An 18,737-nucleotide genomic window follows, 5' to 3' on the forward strand; every position below is an offset into this window, starting at 1 on the left:
GTTTTTTCAATTTGGGGCTTGTATAATTTAGTAGCTAGAAACAACTATTTAGATTTGTGAGGAACATGTTTATGAAAGCTGGCTGGACTGTTTTAAAAGAGCAAGCAAAACACTTTTATTTAATAAAAAGATTGTCCATATATGAATTAAAGAGTAAAAACCGGAATAATTATTTAGGGATGGCATGGGAAGTGATCAACCCGTTAATCCAGATCTTAATATATTGGTTTGTGTTCGGCAGTATTAGACAGCGCAGTGATGTCGAAATTGCGCCCGGTGTGGACGTGCCATTTATCCACTGGTTGCTTGGCGGATTTATCTTGTGGATTTTCTTTTACAAAGCAACCATTGAAGGGTCGAAATCGATTTATAGTAGGTTGCGCATGTTATCAAAAATGAATTTTCCCATGAGTGTTATCCCTAACTTTGTGATTTTTTCGCACTTTTACATTCATTTGTTTATGTTAGCGATTACGATTATCATTTTTCAACTGACAGGCTATTTTGTGACGATTTATTATGTGCAATTCATCTATTTTATTGTGGCAACCTTTTGCCTCCTATTTGCGATTTCATTGATCATGTCAACATTATCAACGATCGTACGGGATGTACACATGTTTTTAAATGCTACGTTGCGAATGGTGTTGTATTTGTCGCCAATTTTGTGGCAGGTGTCAACAGCATTGGAGGATCCGTTGCCAATGATCATGAAGCTAAACCCGCTGTACTATTTAATTGAAGGGTATCGATCGGCCTTATTCGGGACGGAATGGTACTTTGTTGCGCATTGGGAATACACCCTTTATTTCTGGGGATTGGTTATCGTGCTGTTCTTATTCGGTTCGATGCTGCATGTTAAGTTCAGACGACACTTTATTGATTACTTATAAAGGCTTGTGGTGATGATGGAAAAAGCAATTACCGTTAAAAACGTTACAAAAAAATACAAATTATATAATGGTACAAAAGAGCGTATTTTGGATTTGATTACGCCGAAAAGTTACGGGGAAGAATTTTATGCGCTAACAGGTGTAGATTTTGTTGCGGAAAAAGGCGATGTCGTTGGCTTTATTGGCATCAATGGGTCAGGAAAATCAACCTTGTCGAATATTGTCGCAGGAATTGTCCCGGAAACGTCAGGTGAAGTGGAAACGAATGGACAAGTATCCTTAATTGCCGTATCGTCCGGATTAAAAGGTGACCTAACGGGCCGCGATAATATTGAATTAAAATGTTTAATGCTCGGATTTACCAAAGAAGAAATTAAAGCACTCGAACCAGAAATCATCGAGTTTGCGGAAATTGACAAATTTATCGATCAGCCGGTAAAGTCCTATTCAAGTGGAATGAAATCGCGGTTAGGCTTTGCTATTTCTGTTTCCATTAATCCAGACATTATTATTATTGATGAAGCTTTATCAGTCGGTGATAAGGCGTTTGCTGAGAAAAGTTTTAAAAAAATGAACGAATTCAAAGATCAAGGCAAGACGATCGTGTTTGTTAGTCATTCGATTGGACAAATGAAAAACTTTACGAATAAAATTTTGTGGCTTGAATATGGTCAAATAAAGGAATATGGGCCGACTGAAGAAGTTTTGCCAAAGTATGAGTCATTTATTAAATCGTATAAAAAAATGACGAAGAAAGAGCGAGCGACATATAAAGCTGAAGCATTAAAACAACGATATGACAAAGACTCGTTGGCGAGGACTTGAACTAAGCGTATGTCATGTTGCTGAAAGGTTGTACGAGATGTCAAATGAAGCAAAGGTGAACAATTTCGTTTCCATTATGGGTATTCCGTTTGTTAATATTACCAAAGAAAAATTATTGCAGAATCATCTATTTCCTCGTTTAATCGAGAAGGAAAAGTGCTATATTGTTACTGCTAATCCTGAAATGGTTATGCGCACAACGGAGGATGCCTCTTATAAAAAGCAGGTGAACGCTGCCGATTTTATCGTACCTGATGGAGCGGGTATTGTGATTGCCTCCAAATTTATGAAACAACCAATTCAGGAGCGGATTCCTGGTTTCGAATTAATGGTAGATTTACTAGAATTTGCTAATGATAAAGGGTTATCGTGTTTTTTCCTTGGCGCTCAAGAGCAGGTGAATGAGAAAATGATTGATGAGATCGAGAAAAGATATCCTCATCTACGTATTGCTGGGAATCATCATGGCTATTTTTCGATTGATGATCCTGCAGTTGTTGAGCAGGTTAAGGCATCGGAGCCCGATCTTGTCTTCGCGGCACTTGGTTCCCCTAGACAGGAACAATGGATTACCGCACATTTTACTCAATTCGAAAAAGGGCTATTCATGGGGGTTGGCGGAAGTTTTGACGTGTTGGCAGGCGAAGTGAAGCGCGCACCTGATTCCTGGATCAGGCTCAATTTGGAATGGTTATACCGGCTGCTAAAACAGCCATTTCGCTGGAAAAGAATTTTAAAATCCCTGAAATTCATGGTATTGATTATGCTGGGCAAACGATAACAACCTATCTCCTTAAGTAGCTGGCTTAATGAGATGGGTTTTTTGTTAGTGGGACGGGGGGACAGGTTAGTTGTCCCGGTCTTAGACAGCGGTAGGACAGGGTTTCGAGGCGGGACAACTAACCTGTCCCTATGTCCCTTTGAAAGGCCGACAGAAAATTAGAAGACTTTTCGAACAATTTTAGTACATTTGCAGGTAGAAAAGGAGATTCAAGCATGGATAAACCCACGATTTACTTTTTAATGAATTCACTGGAGATTGAGCGGGGCGGTTTAACAAAGGCCTCTTTAAAACAGGCTTCTATGTTTGCTGAATTAGGGTATGAGGTACAAATGCTTTCCTTTAATTTTAATGCTTTCTACCCTTATATTAGACAGCAATTAGTAGAGCTTGGTAAGGTACATGAAAATGTGGTCATTCGTAATATGTATGAGGAATTGGAAGGTCAATCGGAGCCATTGTATTTTAACGGAAAGCTGAAACCAGCCAATCTGGAAAAATTGGCCGGTAATAGTGCGTTAAGCAAACGCAAAGGGCACAATGCATACCGAGTTTTTGAGAATGGCTGTTATACAAAATATATTAGCCTTGCAAGCGGAGACGCATTGAAATTTATTGATTACTTTAACGAAAATCGGTACCGGATTAGAAGGGAACAATTTGATCCTTGGGGAAAGCCGAAACAACTGACGTACATGGACTTTTTGACAAATAAACCACGTCAATCCATTTACTTTGACAAAAAAGGGCGAGCTTATCTTGCCGCATGGTACAATCAGGAAAAGGACAAATATGATCGCGTCTATTGTTTTTCCAAAAATGGTGAGATAGTCAAGGAGTATACGGGTGATATACTGAAATTAAAAATAGACTGGCTTGCTGAGGTTATTAAACATGATGAAAACCCTGTGATTGTGTCTGATACGAGAAGTACAGATGCTGTAATAACTGGCTTAAAAGAAGAGCGAGCTGTGAAAATCTGGCGTCTTCATAGTCATCATGTAGCACATCCATATGAAGATGATTCGCCGATTGCTGGGAAAGTGAAGCATGGCATCGCAAATTTGGATAAATTTGATGGCATCTTTTTATTAACCGAACAACAGAAGCGGGATATTAGTGAGAAATATGGCTATGGCGAAAAAATGTATGTCGTGCCACATTACCATGAACCTGTGCTGGAGCAGCAGATTGGTAAGGATGAAAAGCTTGCTGTTGTTATTAGTCGACTGTCAACGTTAAAACGTGTTGATCATATTATTAAGGCGTTTAAAAAAGTGGTGGATAAAGTTCCAGATGCGCGACTTGTTATTTATGGGAAGGGAACAGAAACAGATAAATTAAAGGTACTGATTCAGGATTTAGGGCTTGGAGAAAATGTTTCAATGCAAGGGTATACCAATGAACCAGACACTGTTTATGCCAATGCGTTATTTTCTGTTTTAGCATCAAAAAGTGAGGGATTCTCGTTATCCATCCTTGAATCAATGACGAATGGGACCCCTGTTATTAGCTATGACATCAAGTACGGGCCAAACGACCTAATTGAAAATGGCCAAAACGGATTTATTGTCGAAAAGGCAAACATCGACGCACTAGCCGAGAAAATGATTGACATGTTTACCCACCCCAAAGAAGCTATCAAAATGGGGGAAGACGCCAAACAACACATCGACAACCACTATAATAAAACAGTATACATCGACAAATGGGAGAAATATATACAGGAACTTATTGAATAGGGGGACGTGGGGACAGGTTTCTTGTCCCGGCCTTTAATAGCGGTAGGACAAGATTTCGAGGTGGGACAACTAACCTGTCCCCATGTCCCAGAGAGGAGGCTAATTATCAAAAAGGGTATATTATTTTTGTTTGTGGTTGTGGTTTTCGGTGCTTTGCCGTCTAGTGCGGTTGCGGCGAGCTTTGGGCCGGATGAGTGGAATCAGTATCGCTTGAACAGTGATAAAAATGCGGTATTTGATAATGGTTCAGATGCTTTGGATTACCAAGAATTTACAACGGCTGATCAGGTAAGGGCGACTCCGGTTATCGCTGGTAATACATTATTTATTGGAAATCACAATTCGGGTGATCTGTTTGCTTTTGATGTAACTACTGGTGAAAAACTATGGCAAAGTAAAGCACCAAACTGGGTTCATTCGGAAATGATCTACCATGATGGGCTTGTTTACGTTGGCTTTGGCAATCGATTTTTTCAGGAAAACGGGATTCGTGGAACAGAAGAAAGTGGTGTGTTAGCGCTTGATGCGGAAACCGGTGACATCGAGTGGAAGTTTAATACGGAAGGCGAAGTGATGCCAACGCCCGCATATTATGATGGTGTGCTATATGTTGCAACTGGTGACAAGCATCTGTATAAATTGGATCCCGCAAACGGAGAGCTGTTACATAAGGCGGACATTGGATCGACTGTGAGTATGTCGGCACCAAACATAACGGATGACACATTATATGTAGGTGGTAGCGGCCCACTTCCATACACATTTTCAGCGTACGATTTGCAGGCAGATGAATTTAAATGGCAAACGGAATTTCCAGCAGTTTTTGCCGGGTTAGATGATGTGCCTCCTGCCGTATCAGGCGATATTGTTGTTACAACGGCACTGGAAGGGGATAGCGACAACCCGGAACATTTTCTGTATGCGATGGATATTGCAACAGGCGAAATCCTTTGGCGGGAAAGTCTTGGCACAGGCGAATTTGTCAAAAACAACAAGTCTGGTGCGCCGATTATTTATGAAGGGGCTATATATGTTGGTAGCCCGATTACCAAAACATTTTACGCCTATGATTTAAAAACGGGTGATCAACTGTGGAAATATGAAAACGAGGTCATGAAAGCTCCACCTGTTGCACAAGATGGGATCGTCTATTTTTCCAACACAAAAGGGTTCATTTATGCATTAGATGCGGAATCAGGCGACGTTCTCGGAAAAAAGGAACTGGGTGGCAAATTAGCACCATCCGGCCCAATTATCATAAATGACACATTGTTCGTAGGCAGCCAGGATACGAATGTCTACGCTGTTCCACTGACAGATATCGTTAGTCAGCAGAAAATTGACGAGCGGAAGACTGCGGCAGAGGAAGATAGCCATGTTTTACAGTATGTGATTGGTGGTGCACTGGTTGTTATTGTGATTGGGTTAATTTTGTTTGTGGTTAGGCGTAGAAGCAAGGAATAGGAAATCGATAAGGAAAGCTTCTAAGAGAGGAACTCGGCGTTCGCCAAATACGAGGCGAATACCGAGTTTTTTTAAGTTGAATTAAAGAAAGTCAATAAGCGTAGTCAGAAAGCCCATAATGTCTTATAATAAAAATAGGAGGCGCTGATATCATGGAGAATCAGGAAGTCTTAAACAAGATTTTGCAAAAACTTGAGCAACAAGAGGGATTTCAAGAAGAAGTAAGACAAAAGCTAACATCACTGGAAGATAGGTTTACAACAGTTGATAAGGAGCTTACATCAATGGACGGAAGAATTTCATCAATAGATGGAAGACTTACATCATTGGACGAAAGAATTTCAACGATGGATGGAAGATTTACAACAATGGATGAAAGGCTTACAACAGTGGAAGAAAGACAAGAAAGAATGTTTGATTTACTTGTTTCGGTTAGCGAGAAAGTCAGTCAACCATTGGACAACATAGAGGCGCTTGCAAAACGTGTTTGGAATACAGAAAAAGATATCGCACAAATCCAAAGAAGAACAGGTTTAAAATAATGCAAAAGCACTGGAGCAAATTTCAGTGTTTTTTTCTTTTGTATTGATGGGGCTTTTTCACAGAACTTGATGAATAAACGCCAATCAAGAAAGTTGCTTTAGGTGTTAAAGAAGGGGATTTACATTGAATTGATGCAAAAGTTAACGCATTTAGGGAAGATGGAATTGAGGGGTTACGTGATTCATTGTGGTACTGTATACAATCAGAAACCCCTTCATATAGATTCACAATCGAAAATTCGCTTATGTCTGTCTGGTGGTGCGCTGTGAACTTTTTACTAATCACAAAAAAAGCTGCCAGCAAAATTCAGCCGACAGCTTCTCACTCTAATATGAATTTGTTGAATTATCACTTGCTTCTATACTCGTATCTTCATCTGTTTGATCAGTTTCACTGGCTGTTGCGCTTGTGTTATCTGTCAAATCTAATTGGCTTTTTAGAATCTGTTTTGTATCTTCAAGAGCTAGTTCATCCAATTTGTAAAAATACTTACGACCCGGTTGATAATCTTGCCCTTCCAACGTAAGTGAATCGATATCCAAACTTTTTCCGCTTGTTCCATAAGAAATAAAGCTTTTCATTTCATCGAATGTCATATTCGTGGTCATGTTTTTTCCTACTGCTTCAATAATGTTGTCAATTTTTAAAATGGAATTCATCGATACTGCTTTTTTCATCACAGCCTTGATTACTTCCTGCTGTCGTTTCCCGCGTTCGATATCATTATCCTGTTTCCGGGTACGAGCAAAGGCTAGTGCTTCCTCGCCATTTAATTTCTGCTCGCCAGGTAACAAGTGAATGGCACCGGCTTGGTCTTTGGAATTAAGTTCATTCATTTCATAAGGAACATCAATGGTTACGCCATCAACGGCATTGACAACGTCGATAAATGCTTCGAAGTTAACTTTTGCATAATAATCGACTGGAATATCCAATAAATTTTCCACTGTTTCAATGGTTGATTTGGGTCCACCGTATGCGTGTGCTTCTGTGATCTTCGTTTTTTTGCCGGCATCTTCGACATAAACATAAGAATCACGTGGTATGCTAAGTAGCTTTACACTCTTATCGTCTTTATTCAGTGTTGCGAGTATTAGGGTATCTGTACGCGAATTTCCGTTTTTATTATTTTTTCGGATATCACTGGCATCCACACCCATGATTAAGACTGAAACATTATCGACATCAGGATCAACTGTTGTATCACGTAACTCTGATTTTTCCCGTCCGTCATCTTTATAGGAATCAGAAAAAACGGAATCTGCTTTTACATATAAATACGTGGCATAGCTTACAAGCCCGAAAAACACAATAAGAATGGGCACTAATATGAAAACAACGCGTTTCTTGAGCCTACGCTTCTTTCTCTTGACACGACGTGAATTGTCTGGCATAGAAAAATTCCCCTTTTTAAGCAAAATACCTTTAGTTCTAGTATTATGCTAGTGTGATTATCTATATAGCAAAAAATTTATATTCATAAGCAAAACGATCTTATTCTAAAAAGTTACATTTTATACGGAAAATCAACATTAATTTTACTATGAAATAGCCTATTCGTAAATTAAAATTTGATTACAATCGTGTTAGAAACGTTTAACGTAGTGTGTAAGCCTTTACCAGACAACGTTCTGCAGCTTAAAAAAGATTTACTTTTATATGGTGTTTTTTTGGCACAGTTGGGGAAAATGTCGAATTTTAGAGGTCATGTTTATATAGAAGCATGGATCGTGTCGTCTACTCTAACAAGCAGAAATATTATCCACACTTTTCCCACGCTGAGATTCAGTGGCTTGTTCTCACGCCCAACAGCATGGTGGGAACCCTGCAGCCATTTCCTTTGTTTCATTGCTCAAATGCATTGTGCACCCAATCAAGCAGTATGAAAGTGACTAAATCACCAGATCCACTTTATTTTCGGGCTTTTTGCAGTTGGCACCTTTTTTGGTTGATCTTAGGACTTATTTCTCTGAAAAAAACACTTAGTCCCATTTTACAGGTAGTTTGGGGAAAAGTGTAGGCCTTTTGTATGGATTTTCAACAAAGTCATCACTTGCTTATCATCTGTTGACAAGAAGGTGCACTTTAATGATTTTAAAAAAATATATTCCATGCTACCTTCCACCCCTTACGAACGATTGTAATGGTGAAAGGAGGGGATGAAACATGGCAGAATCAGAAGTGTATAAATCGACGCTATCGCTTGTGCTTGATGACGGTGCGGACGTTTTGACAGGGAAACCAATCTATAAAACAAAAAGCTTCAACAACGTCAAAACAGCCGCAATAGCCGATCAGTTATACACAATCGCACAAGCTGTAGCAGGACTACAAGAACGACCACTCTACAACATCGAACGAAAAGACAACTCCGAAATCAGACAAGCATAGCGGGACATGGGGACAGGTTTGTTGTCCCAGCATCTAGATAGGGCGGAAGTGGCGGCATAGAGCCTTTTATCCCGAAGCTTTGAATGGGACAAGTGACCTGTCCGCGCGTCCCACCATTAAATGGAAGGAGGAAAGATGATGAAAAAGCTTGAGTTGAAATTTGCAAATAAAGAAGGTAAAACTGTTACGTATTCATTAGAGAAGCCGGTTGAACCAGTTGATCCAGCGGCAGTAAAGAGTGCCATGGAGGAAATCATTTCACAAAATGCTTTCACATCCACAGGCGGTGACCTTGTTTCAATCAAGAGTGCACGAGTCGTGGATCGGATTGTGACAGATATTGAATTAGCAGAATAGGGATAGGCAACAGGGCTGACATCATTTGAGGAGTCAGCCCCCAGTTTTTATCCCACTATCCCAAGCTTTTTCAATCCATTAAAAATCCCCGATTCTTCTACTGATGTTGTGCGGTGTTTTGCAAAATCAAATAGATCAGGGTGTGCATTTGCCATTGCAAAGCTTTCTCCAACTGTTTGAAGCATTTCTTTATCATTCATTCCGTCACCAAACGCAATAGCCTTTTCTTTAGGGATATCCAAACGTTTCAGCACGTTTTTGATTGCTTCCCCTTTGTTGACCGATTTGCGAATGATGTCATAGCAATGCTGAACGCCTTCAATGTTCACTTGTGAAAGGCGGATATCAGCTTCGATTTCATAAAGGGATGCTTGTGAAGGATCCAGTTTCATTATGGTGGCACCTAAAACACGATCCATTACAGCTTTCGTAAAACGTTCATTTTTCACCATCTGAAATGTCTCGATAAAATTGCTCGTTGCTGGTGAATCCAGTGCAGTAAAATAGTTCTTTTCGTTCGTATAAAGCACGATTTCCTGTCCATTATTCTCCGCGATCTCAAGAAATTGCTCAACCGTATTGGTGTTTATCGGCTCATCGAGGATGGTTTCGTTTTGATAAACGGCATATGCCCCGTTGTATCCAATAAATGAATCCACTCCAAGTTCCATCGCAAGATCCGCAATTTCGTGTAAAGGGCGCCCTGTTGCCAGGAAAACCTCTATACCCTTCGCCTTGGCCTGTGAAATTGCCTCCTTCGTTGATGCAGAATAAGTATGATCCGGTTTCAAAATTGTTCCATCTATATCCAGGAAAAGTATGTTATATGTCATAGTAGTCTCCTTTTGATTTTGGTAGTGGGACGTAGGGACAGGTTTCTTGTCCCCAGTAGCGAATCGCATGTTGGACAAGCATCTATCCGGGTTTAGAAGGGAAGCTGCAGTGGGACAAGGAACCATCCCCCATCCCCATGTCCCGCGCACCCCACGTAAGCACTGCTTAAGAGAACGCTGCGTAGCTTCTAAGCTGTTTATGATAGGCGGCTGTCTGTTCTTTATCCATCCCATCCGGTTCTTTAGGGATAATTAAACCTTGCAAATCGGATACGTACAGGAAAAAGTGGTGCGGGTCTTCCGTCAATTTCACAAAGCCATCCCAATTAAAATGCGTTGTTTCATCATTCATTGCTCGATCAATGCCATTGTCTGAAAAGGTCATTTCACACGCACCTAGTACATGGGAATAATCATTTTTCTGCATTTGTGCTTTTAGCTTGAAAAATGCGATGTTCGAATACAGCATCGGAAAAATCATAAAATAAATAATCGCTATCACCAAACTGGCAACAACGGCCGCGAATGACGTATCCATGAGAAACAACGCAACGAGGAAAAGCACGATTGTACTGATCCACTTAAAATATCTTTCTTTAATATGATGTGTATAAGAATGCTTAATGACGTCCTGCTGGAATGCAGTTAAATCATCAAAATTGAGTTGAAAACGAATGGTCATTTTCCTAAACTTCCTTTCACCAAACATAAAGGTGTCTGTTTGAATATATCTGTTCCATTATAGCAGATCCAGGCAAAAAACTTCATTTATAAAGGGCGTTCTCGCGTAGCTAGATTACCATATGTTGAGGGATTAAGCTTAGCGTCCGGGTTCATCTAAAAATGTGATAATGCTTAACAAATAAAAACTCCCGGTAAGGAGCAATAAAAAACGAATAAATTTTTTAAGAGGAGGAGATTAATTCCATGTCAGAGGAGAACAAAAATCGCAATAAGGACAAGAACAAACAATGAAATGTGATAAAATATACCGACCGGGATGTTGAGTTTGCCAATGATAGTGAATTTCTGAACCTGGATAATAAGAAAAATAAAAAAATAGCGCTCGTTCTCTGTTAGGAAGAAAGGCGCTATTTTTGGTTTTGGTGGGACATGGGGACAGGTCGAGAACACTGAAAAAGTCCGGTTCACAAAAATGAAGAGTATACTATCCGCAATATATATATGATTGTATTTGATAACGACGCTAAATATAGTGGTTTGTTCAATGACATCTATTGTAATGGTCACTTTTTCAGTGGCCTCGGACAGGTTTCGCGTCCCACCGCTCATCCCCGTCCTCATCGACAACTGTGCTGGGACAACTAACCTATCCCCACGTCCCGCAAAAAATAAAGCATCAGGATATCGCCGATTCATTATTTTTAACAAATGCCTTTTTTGTCCATTTTTTAGATTTCCATCTTTTAAGCATAAGAAATCCTCTTAACCATTCGTCTGCGATAAAGGCAATCCAAATTCCGACAAGACCAAGACCTAGATACAATCCGAAATACCACGCAAACGTTACACTAATCCCCCACATAGAGATAATCCCAATGAAAACAGGAAATTTTACATCTCCAGATGCACGAAGGGAGTTGATGACCACAAGATTAGATGCACGTCCGGGCTCCAAAATAATGGTAAGTAATAAAAGGATGGCGCCTTTTTCAATGATAGAGCGATTATCTGTAAAAATGCCAAGAAGCAAATCACTTGAAAAACACACGACAATTGCAGCAGAAACAGAGATGATAATTGCTAATTTTAAGCTGTTTAGGCAACGTTTGTAGGCCTTGTTTAGTTGATTATCCCCTACCATATGGCCGATTAGTATTTGGGTTCCTTGACTAATAGCTATTGAGAATAGAAAAATAAACATGATTGTATTTTGGGTATAAACTTTTGTAGTGATAGCAGTTGTACCCATTTGAGCAACAAAATACGTAATAGCCATCTGACTAACATTGTAGGAAAGTTGTTCTCCGGCTGAAGGAATACCAATGGCCAGTAAACTTTTTACGTGATCTTTTTGGTATTTGATAAACGAAAGGATTGGTAATTCACCTTTACTTCTTTTTATTAAAAGAACAAGTAATGTCAAGAATCCTAAAAAACGGCTAAATGTTGTGGCTAAAGCTACCCCTTCCACACCTAGAATTGGAAAGCCAAACGGACCAAAAATAACAAAATAGTTTCCGATAACGTTAAGTATATTCATGCCAATGGTCACATACATGGTGTCTTTGGTAAAACCATAACTCCGCAAAATTGCTGCTACTGTCATAATTAAAGCTTGAACAAAAATGAATCCGCCAACTATATTCATATAGATTGTTGCTTCTCCCATTAATTCATTAGGGAGATTCATAAGATTTAAAATCGATTTGCTAAAGAAAAGTAGCCCCAAGCTTAATAATAGTGAGAACCATAAATTTAGGCTAATCGAGGTAACTGCTATCGCTCCGGCAGTTTTTTCTTGTTTAGCTCCTAGATTTTGTGCCACAAGAATGGCTGCTCCAGCTGCAACGAAACCAAACATTACAATAACAACTGAAATAGTCTGGTTTGCTACACCTACTGCTGCGACAGAATGGTCTGAATACTGACTCAACATTAGCGTATCTGCATTACCCATTAGCATGTGAAGCAATGTTTCAATAAATATCGGCCATGTTAGTGCAAGTAAAGTTAGTTTTTTCTTGTTTTGACCAATCATTTAGGTTACCCTCCCTCAGACAGTAACACATGAAATATTGCAACCATTCTATGTTCCGTCCCATTTAAATTAGTTGCTCATTCATGCGCTATTTGCTATTTACTTGAAAAGCACCGCCTTAGGGTAGACGGTGCTCTAATAAAGGCTATTTCCTGTCATAATCCTTCGTTTATAAATCTAGGGGTAATGCCACTGATGTCGCCTATCTCGTCCCTATACCTGTCGTGAAAACTTCGTGGATAAATTTGATAGACAACACCTTTCTCTTCAACGCTACTAGTTTCTGCTAATCTACTTTTACATCGACCCGTTCAAAAATCCTAAATCCATATGGTGCTAGATCAATAGAGATTTTACCAGTGTCAACTAGATTTTTTTGAAATCCAAATTCCGTTAAAATTTGTTCATCAAACATACCTGACAGTCCAAATGATCCTGTGACATGTTCGGAACTATTGTTCACAACAAAAATAACACGGTTGTCTTCAGTGTACTTTTCATAAACAATCGTATTTTTTGCATCATCTACATGTAAAAAACGAAAATTTGCTCCGTTCGCATAAACGGAATTTGATTTTCGTAATGAGATCAACGCTTTAACAAAATGAAAGAGATCACGATTTTGCTTATCTTTATCCCAAATCATACATGCTCGGCACCCCGGATCCTGTCCACCTGTCATGCCAATCTCATCCCCATAATAGATACATGGTGTTCCAATAAATGTTAATTGAAAGAGGTAGAGTAATTTGACACGATCTACATTCCCGCCTGCTAAAGTCAAAATCCGTGGTGTGTCATGGCTGTCAAGCAGGTTGAACGCAACTTCATTCACATTAGCAGGGTACATATGTAAAACTTTAGTTATCGAATTGGCAAAAGTGCTTGCGTCCATTTCCTGTTTGGCGAAAAAATCAATAGTCCCATTTGTGAATGGATAGTTCATAACAGCATCAAATTGATCACCTAAAAGCCAAGGCATCGAGTCGTGCCAAATTTCACCTAAAATGTATGCATCCGGTTTGACGGATTTAACGACTTCTCGAAATTCCCGCCAAAATGCATGATCGACTTCGTTAGCAACATCCAGGCGCCAGCCGTCAATATCAAATTCTTCGATCCAATAGCGGGCAACATCCAATAAGTATTGCTTTACATCTGGGTGCTCGGTATTTAATTTTGGCATGGAAGCTCCAAAAGCGAATGTGTCATAGTTTGGTTTCGGCTCTGTAACGACTGGAAAATCCCAAAGATGGAACCAATCACGGTAAGCGGATTTGTCCTGATGTTCTAATACATCTTGAAACGGGGCAAAGTAATAACCACTGTGATTGAATACCGCATCTAGCATGACACGAATCCCTCGTTTGTGACACTCCGAAACGAGACGGCGAAATGTATCCTTGTCCCCGAATTGCGGGTCGATTTCCATGTAATCAATGGTGTCATATTTATGATTCGAATGTGCCTTGAAAATTGGGGTAAAATAGATCCCGTTTATGCCTAAATCAACCAAATAATCAAGATGTTCCATTACCCCATGAAAGTCACCACCAAAAAAGTTAGACGGAGTTGGATCGGTCTCGCCCCACGGTAATGTCCCAACTGGATCATTGGAAAGGTTCCCATTTGCAAATCGTTCAGGGAAAATTTGATACCAGACTGTTTCTTTCACCCAGGCAGGAGCCGAAAATACATCACCTTTATGCAAATATGGAAAACAAAAATAGGAATCTTTATCTGTTGATGCAGATTCAGAAAATCCACGCTCTGTATAATAAACGGTTTTATCAGAATTTGAACAGCGGAATCCATATCGCATTCTCCGGAATTCAGGTTTTACTGCAATTTTCCAATAGTCATGCATTTTCGTGGATCCCGATTTTTCCATAGCCGCTATTTTGTACAACCATTGTTCATTATCGATATGATAAGGATCGCCGAATAGGAGATCAACAGAGTCGACATCACTTTTTCCTGTTCGCAAGATGATATGTAATGTTTCGTGATTGTAAGCATAAACAAAATTATCTTTGGGACGGTGGTAAATTGCTTCCATTAACATATGAATCGCTCCTTATGTTCAAACGTTTGCATAATATTATGCTCAGAATAAAGCCTTTATCAAAAATAAGTATATCAGAAAGCACTGCTTATTGTAAGCGCTAACGCTTTTGTTATCTAAATAATAAATTTCTTCTTGATATTAGAAAAAAACAGTGTATAATAAAATTAAAGTGATTGCGCAAACGTTTTCACAAATTGCGTGCACTGTACAAAAATATCCTTTGGGGAGGTTAATTGATGAAGAAGTGGTTAGGAGTCTTATTTGCTTTTACACTATTAATGGGAGTACTTGCAGCTTGCGGACCTAATGATGAATCGGAGGAAGGATCCAAAGATTCGGATGCAAACACCACTGAAGATACAACAAAAGATACAGAGAAACCTGAGAAACTTATTGTGTGGGAAGACCAAGACAAAGGTCCTGCACTGGAAGATGCTGCAGCTAAGTTTGAAGAAGAGTATGGTATCAAAATTGAGTATGTGGAATACAACATTACAGAAATAGAAGAAAACTTGGCTTTGGATGGTAACACAGAAAATGCACCAGACGTTGTTACATTGCCACATGATAGAATTGGTTCAGCGGTGGTAAAAGGTTATCTTTCACCACTTGAAGTAGGTGATGATGTGCTTAGTCAATATACAAAGTCATCGGTTGATTCTATGAATTATGAAGGCAAATTGTACGGTTTACCAAAAGCAGTAGAAACGCCGGTATTTATTTATAACAAAGATTTGTTACCAGAAGTTCCCGAGTCAATGGACAAGGTATATGACTTATCTAAAGAGGCTACAGGCGACGACAACTATGGTTTTCTAGCAATCTGGGATGATTTCTATCATTCACATGGCATATTCAGTGGATTTGGTGGTTATGTGTTTGGTGATGGAAATGATGTTTCAGACATTGGACTAAACAATGAACAATCGGTGGAAGCATTGGAGTATATTCAAAAATGGTATGAAGAAGGATTATTCCCAAGCGGTATCATTGGTGAAAAATCTAATGACCAAATGAATGGATTATTTAAAGAAGGTAAAGCTTTTGCAGTTCAAAATGGTCCATGGGCTTTTAAGGATTATCAAGATGCAGGAATTAACATCGGAATTGCGCCAATGCCTAAATTATCAAACGGTGAACCTGTGGGAACATTTATGGGTGTAAAAGGCTGGTTTGTTACAAACTTTAGTCAGAATCAAGAATGGGCGCAAAAATTTGTAGAATTTGTATCCAATGAAGAAAATGCTAAAACGAGATTTGAGTTAACGGGAGAAATTCCACCACTAGCATCACTGTTGGATGATGAACAATGGGTTAGTGAAAACGAAGGTGCAGCAGCTGTTATGGCACAATCAAAAGATGCCATTGCAATGCCGTCTATTCCAGAAATGGCTGAGGTTTGGGATCCAATGGCAACGGCGGTTCAAGCGGTTGCAACCGGAAAGGAAGAACCAAAAGAAGCGCTTGACACAGCTGTTGAATTGATTAAACAAAATATTGAAATGAATCATGGTGGAGCTAACTAATATTCAGCATAGGCGGTATCTGTTAGACGAGATACCGCCTTCATTTTATCCCGCATCAACTGGGTGGCCTGCTAAAATCGCTACGTCCTGCAGCAACGTCGGTACTAGCACGGAACTGTGTATTGAAAATTCCCACTGAATGAAGTTTCGCTTTATCGAAAAAACAACGAATATTTATTATCGATCGTATATGTTATGTTCATTCAAGAAAAATGTTTTTTTAAGAGGTTGTTCAAAAGTTACCAAATTATAAGCGGCGAATTTCTTCGTTGGGGTAGAAGAACTTCTGCTAAAACCGCCCACGTCCTGTGGGCAACGCAGAAGCCAGCACGTCCTGTGCAAGTCCGCTCCTCATGTACCTATTTATGTACACTTCGGGGCTCGAAGCTACGCCGCCTCGACCTTCTTGCTTCTAATTTGGCAACTTTTTGAACATGCACTTTAAAAGAGAGGAGACCCATTAATGGATGATGTATATCAATCAAACCATCGAAAAATTGCAATTCTACTTTCCATTATTCCAGGGTTAGGTCAATTTTATAATCGGCAATATCTCAAGGGATTTATCTTTTTAGGTTTAGCTATATCTTTTGTTATTGCTTTTTGGGACTTTATTGATATTGGAATTTGGGGGATCTTAACACTCGGTGAAAAATTGCCAAGAGATAATTCAATTTTTCTTATCGTATATGGCATCATTTCCATATTTTTACTTGCAATTGCTGCCATTTTTATGTTCATGAATCTACGTGATGCATATAAAAATGGTGAAAGACGAGACATGGGACAACGGCTTAATACAATTCGCGGGCAATATCGAAATTTGATTGACAATGGGTTCCCCTATTTAATGTTAAGTCCTGGATTTTTCTTATTATTATTTGTCGTGATTCTGCCAATTATTTTTGTTTTCTTGCTTGCATTTACGAATTACGATTTATACCACAATTGGCCAGCACAATTAACCGATTGGATTGGTTGGGATAACTTCAAGAATTTATTTACGATGGACGTTTGGCGCGATACATTTCTTAGTGTTTTTGCCTGGACAATTGTTTGGACATTTGCTGCAACAACACTACAAATTGCCTTGGGAGTATTTCTAGCAATCTTGGTGAATCAAAAGGACTTGAAGGGAAAAGCGATTATACGAACATTGCTCATTTTGCCTTGGGCTGTACCTGCTTTTGTCACCATTTTGATTTTTTCAGGGATGTTTAATGAATCATTTGGTGCGATTAATACGACCATTTTAGATGCATTGGGAATTAGCCCGATTCCTTGGATGACGGATGCGATGTGGACAAGATTAGCTCTGATCATGATTCAAACCTGGCTTGGCTTTCCATTCATTTTTGTCATGGTTACTGGCGTATTACAGGCAATTCCGGGTGAGTTATATGAAGCAGCAACAGTTGATGGGGCAAGTGCGTTTCAGAAATTCAAACAAATCACGCTGCCACTCGTTATGTTTTCCATTGCCCCGATACTAATCACGCAGTACACGTTTAATTTTAACAACTTTAATGTAATATTCTTGTTCAATAGTGGTGGCCCGTCAATACCTGGGCAAAACGCCGGTGGTACAGATATCTTGATTTCATGGATTTACAACCTGACGATGACCACTCAACAATACGGCATGGCTGCTGCTATTACAATGATTATGTCAGCTGTTGTTATTGTCATTGCTATCTGGCAATTCAGAAGAACCAAGTCATTCCAAGAAGAGGATATGATGTGATATGAATATGAAAAAGACGAGAATATTTCGATTGACAGCGACTTATTTAATCATTGCCTTTATGGCGATTGTAATTATTTATCCGCTTGTATGGGTTTTTGGTGCATCATTGACACCTGGTACGAGTGTTTCAAGTTTTAGTATCATCCCGAAAAACCCGACGTGGGATCATTATAAGGAACTATTCACTGGAAAAGATAGTCTTTATTTGACCTGGTATTGGAATACACTCAAGGTCTGCATTATTTCCATGGTTGCATCCGTGATTACCGTTAGTCTGATGGCCTATTCCTTTTCACGGTATCGCTTTGTTGGAAGAAAAAATGGTCTTGTAACATTTTTGATCTTGCAAATGATTCCAAACTTTGCGGCGCTAATTGCGATTTTTGTCTTGGCAAATGTGACTGGATTGATCAATACCCACCTCGGATTGATTCTCATTTATATTGGTGGGGCAATCCCAATGAATACGTGGCTGATGAAAGGATATTTGGATTCTATTCCTAAAGAATTGGATGAAAGTGCTCGCATGGATGGTGCCGGACATTTCCGGATCTTTTGGCAAATTATTATGCCGTTAGCGAAACCAATGATTGCGGTTGTTGCTGTGTTTTCATTCATTACGCCATTTACGGATTTTATTTTGGCAAAAGTTTTACTACGACAACCAGAGCAATACACGCTTGCAGTTGGGTTGTATGAATTAGTTTCACGCCAGTACGGTAGTGAATTTACATTATTCGCTGCAGGTAGTATTTTAATTGCTATTCCGATAGCGATTTTATTCCTATCCTTACAGAAATACTTTGTGTCTGGTTTAACAGCTGGTGGTATAAAAGGATAAATAC

16 protein-coding genes are annotated in these 18,737 nt (G+C 39.4%); 11 read left to right on the top strand and 5 right to left on the bottom strand.

Annotated features, from left to right (window positions below; translation table 11 throughout):
- The first annotated feature begins 71 nt into the window (after window positions 1-71).
- The 6 genes from C8270_RS07210 (at window position 72) to C8270_RS07235 (ending at window position 6,247) form a co-directional block, all read left to right on the top strand.
- On the top strand, window positions 72-893 hold the full coding sequence (locus C8270_RS07210; RefSeq protein WP_106496187.1) for an ABC transporter permease: 822 nt from the start codon (window positions 72-74) through the stop codon (window positions 891-893).
- 15 nt (window positions 894-908) lie between these two features.
- Entirely contained in the window at window positions 909-1,718 is an 810-nt protein-coding gene (gene tagH, locus C8270_RS07215; protein WP_106498472.1) for a teichoic acids export ABC transporter ATP-binding subunit TagH, read from the top strand.
- Window positions 1,719-1,755: 37 nt separating this feature from the next.
- On the top strand, window positions 1,756-2,499 hold the full coding sequence (locus tag C8270_RS07220; protein ID WP_106496188.1) for a WecB/TagA/CpsF family glycosyltransferase: 744 nt from the start codon (window positions 1,756-1,758) through the stop codon (window positions 2,497-2,499).
- Between the two features lie 215 nt (window positions 2,500-2,714).
- A complete protein-coding gene (locus tag C8270_RS07225; RefSeq protein WP_106496189.1) occupies window positions 2,715-4,241 on the top strand; it encodes a glycosyltransferase in 1,527 nt (508 codons plus the stop codon).
- A 132-nt stretch (window positions 4,242-4,373) separates the two neighbouring features.
- Window positions 4,374-5,705: an outer membrane protein assembly factor BamB family protein gene (locus tag C8270_RS07230; protein ID WP_234028633.1), complete on the top strand. Its 1,332-nt coding sequence runs from the start codon at window positions 4,374-4,376 to the stop codon at window positions 5,703-5,705.
- Between the two features lie 152 nt (window positions 5,706-5,857).
- The gene (locus C8270_RS07235; RefSeq protein ID WP_106496190.1) at window positions 5,858-6,247 is read left to right on the top strand and encodes a hypothetical protein; all 390 of its coding nucleotides are present in this window, start codon (window positions 5,858-5,860) and stop codon (window positions 6,245-6,247) included.
- A gap of 327 nt (window positions 6,248-6,574) precedes the next feature.
- Here C8270_RS07235 and C8270_RS07240 read toward each other — a convergent pair whose 3' ends face one another.
- Window positions 6,575-7,642, bottom strand: coding sequence for an LCP family protein (locus C8270_RS07240; protein WP_106496191.1), 1,068 nt, complete (start codon window positions 7,640-7,642; stop codon window positions 6,575-6,577).
- A gap of 772 nt (window positions 7,643-8,414) precedes the next feature.
- Here C8270_RS07240 and C8270_RS07245 point away from each other — a divergent pair.
- Together C8270_RS07245 and C8270_RS07250 are read left to right on the top strand one after the other, a co-directional pair.
- Window positions 8,415-8,639 (top strand): DUF1659 domain-containing protein, encoded by a 225-nt coding sequence (locus tag C8270_RS07245; RefSeq protein WP_106496192.1) that lies wholly within the window; start codon window positions 8,415-8,417, stop codon window positions 8,637-8,639.
- Between the two features lie 138 nt (window positions 8,640-8,777).
- Window positions 8,778-8,996, top strand: coding sequence for a DUF2922 domain-containing protein (locus C8270_RS07250; RefSeq protein WP_106496193.1), 219 nt, complete (start codon window positions 8,778-8,780; stop codon window positions 8,994-8,996).
- Window positions 8,997-9,043: 47 nt separating this feature from the next.
- On the opposite strand, the gene C8270_RS07255 is transcribed toward C8270_RS07250, so the two are convergent.
- From C8270_RS07255 to C8270_RS07270, 4 genes are all read right to left on the bottom strand, one after another.
- Window positions 9,044-9,829 (bottom strand): HAD family hydrolase, encoded by a 786-nt coding sequence (locus tag C8270_RS07255; protein WP_106496194.1) that lies wholly within the window; start codon window positions 9,827-9,829, stop codon window positions 9,044-9,046.
- Between the two features lie 166 nt (window positions 9,830-9,995).
- Entirely contained in the window at window positions 9,996-10,511 is a 516-nt protein-coding gene (locus tag C8270_RS07260) for a YcxB family protein (RefSeq protein WP_158701644.1), read from the bottom strand.
- Between the two features lie 678 nt (window positions 10,512-11,189).
- Window positions 11,190-12,551: an MATE family efflux transporter gene (locus C8270_RS07265; protein WP_199794655.1), complete on the bottom strand. Its 1,362-nt coding sequence runs from the start codon at window positions 12,549-12,551 to the stop codon at window positions 11,190-11,192.
- A gap of 286 nt (window positions 12,552-12,837) precedes the next feature.
- Window positions 12,838-14,616: an alpha-glycosidase gene (locus C8270_RS07270; RefSeq protein ID WP_106496196.1), complete on the bottom strand. Its 1,779-nt coding sequence runs from the start codon at window positions 14,614-14,616 to the stop codon at window positions 12,838-12,840.
- Window positions 14,617-14,855: 239 nt separating this feature from the next.
- Here C8270_RS07270 and C8270_RS07275 point away from each other — a divergent pair, with 239 nt between their 5' ends.
- The 3 genes from C8270_RS07275 (at window position 14,856) to C8270_RS07285 (ending at window position 18,733) form a co-directional block, all read left to right on the top strand.
- Window positions 14,856-16,145: a sugar ABC transporter substrate-binding protein gene (locus tag C8270_RS07275; protein WP_106496197.1), complete on the top strand. Its 1,290-nt coding sequence runs from the start codon at window positions 14,856-14,858 to the stop codon at window positions 16,143-16,145.
- Between the two features lie 463 nt (window positions 16,146-16,608).
- Window positions 16,609-17,889 carry a sugar ABC transporter permease gene (locus C8270_RS07280; RefSeq protein WP_106496198.1) on the top strand — a complete coding sequence of 427 codons (1,281 nt, stop codon included), beginning with the start codon at window positions 16,609-16,611 and terminating at the stop codon, window positions 17,887-17,889.
- 1 nt (window position 17,890) lies between these two features.
- Entirely contained in the window at window positions 17,891-18,733 is an 843-nt protein-coding gene (locus C8270_RS07285) for a sugar ABC transporter permease (RefSeq protein ID WP_106496199.1), read from the top strand.
- The last annotated feature ends 4 nt before the right edge of the window (window positions 18,734-18,737 follow it).

It is taken from the genome of Lentibacillus sp. Marseille-P4043 (assembly GCF_900258515.1).
Taxonomy (GTDB): domain Bacteria; phylum Bacillota; class Bacilli; order Bacillales; family Amphibacillaceae; genus Lentibacillus_C.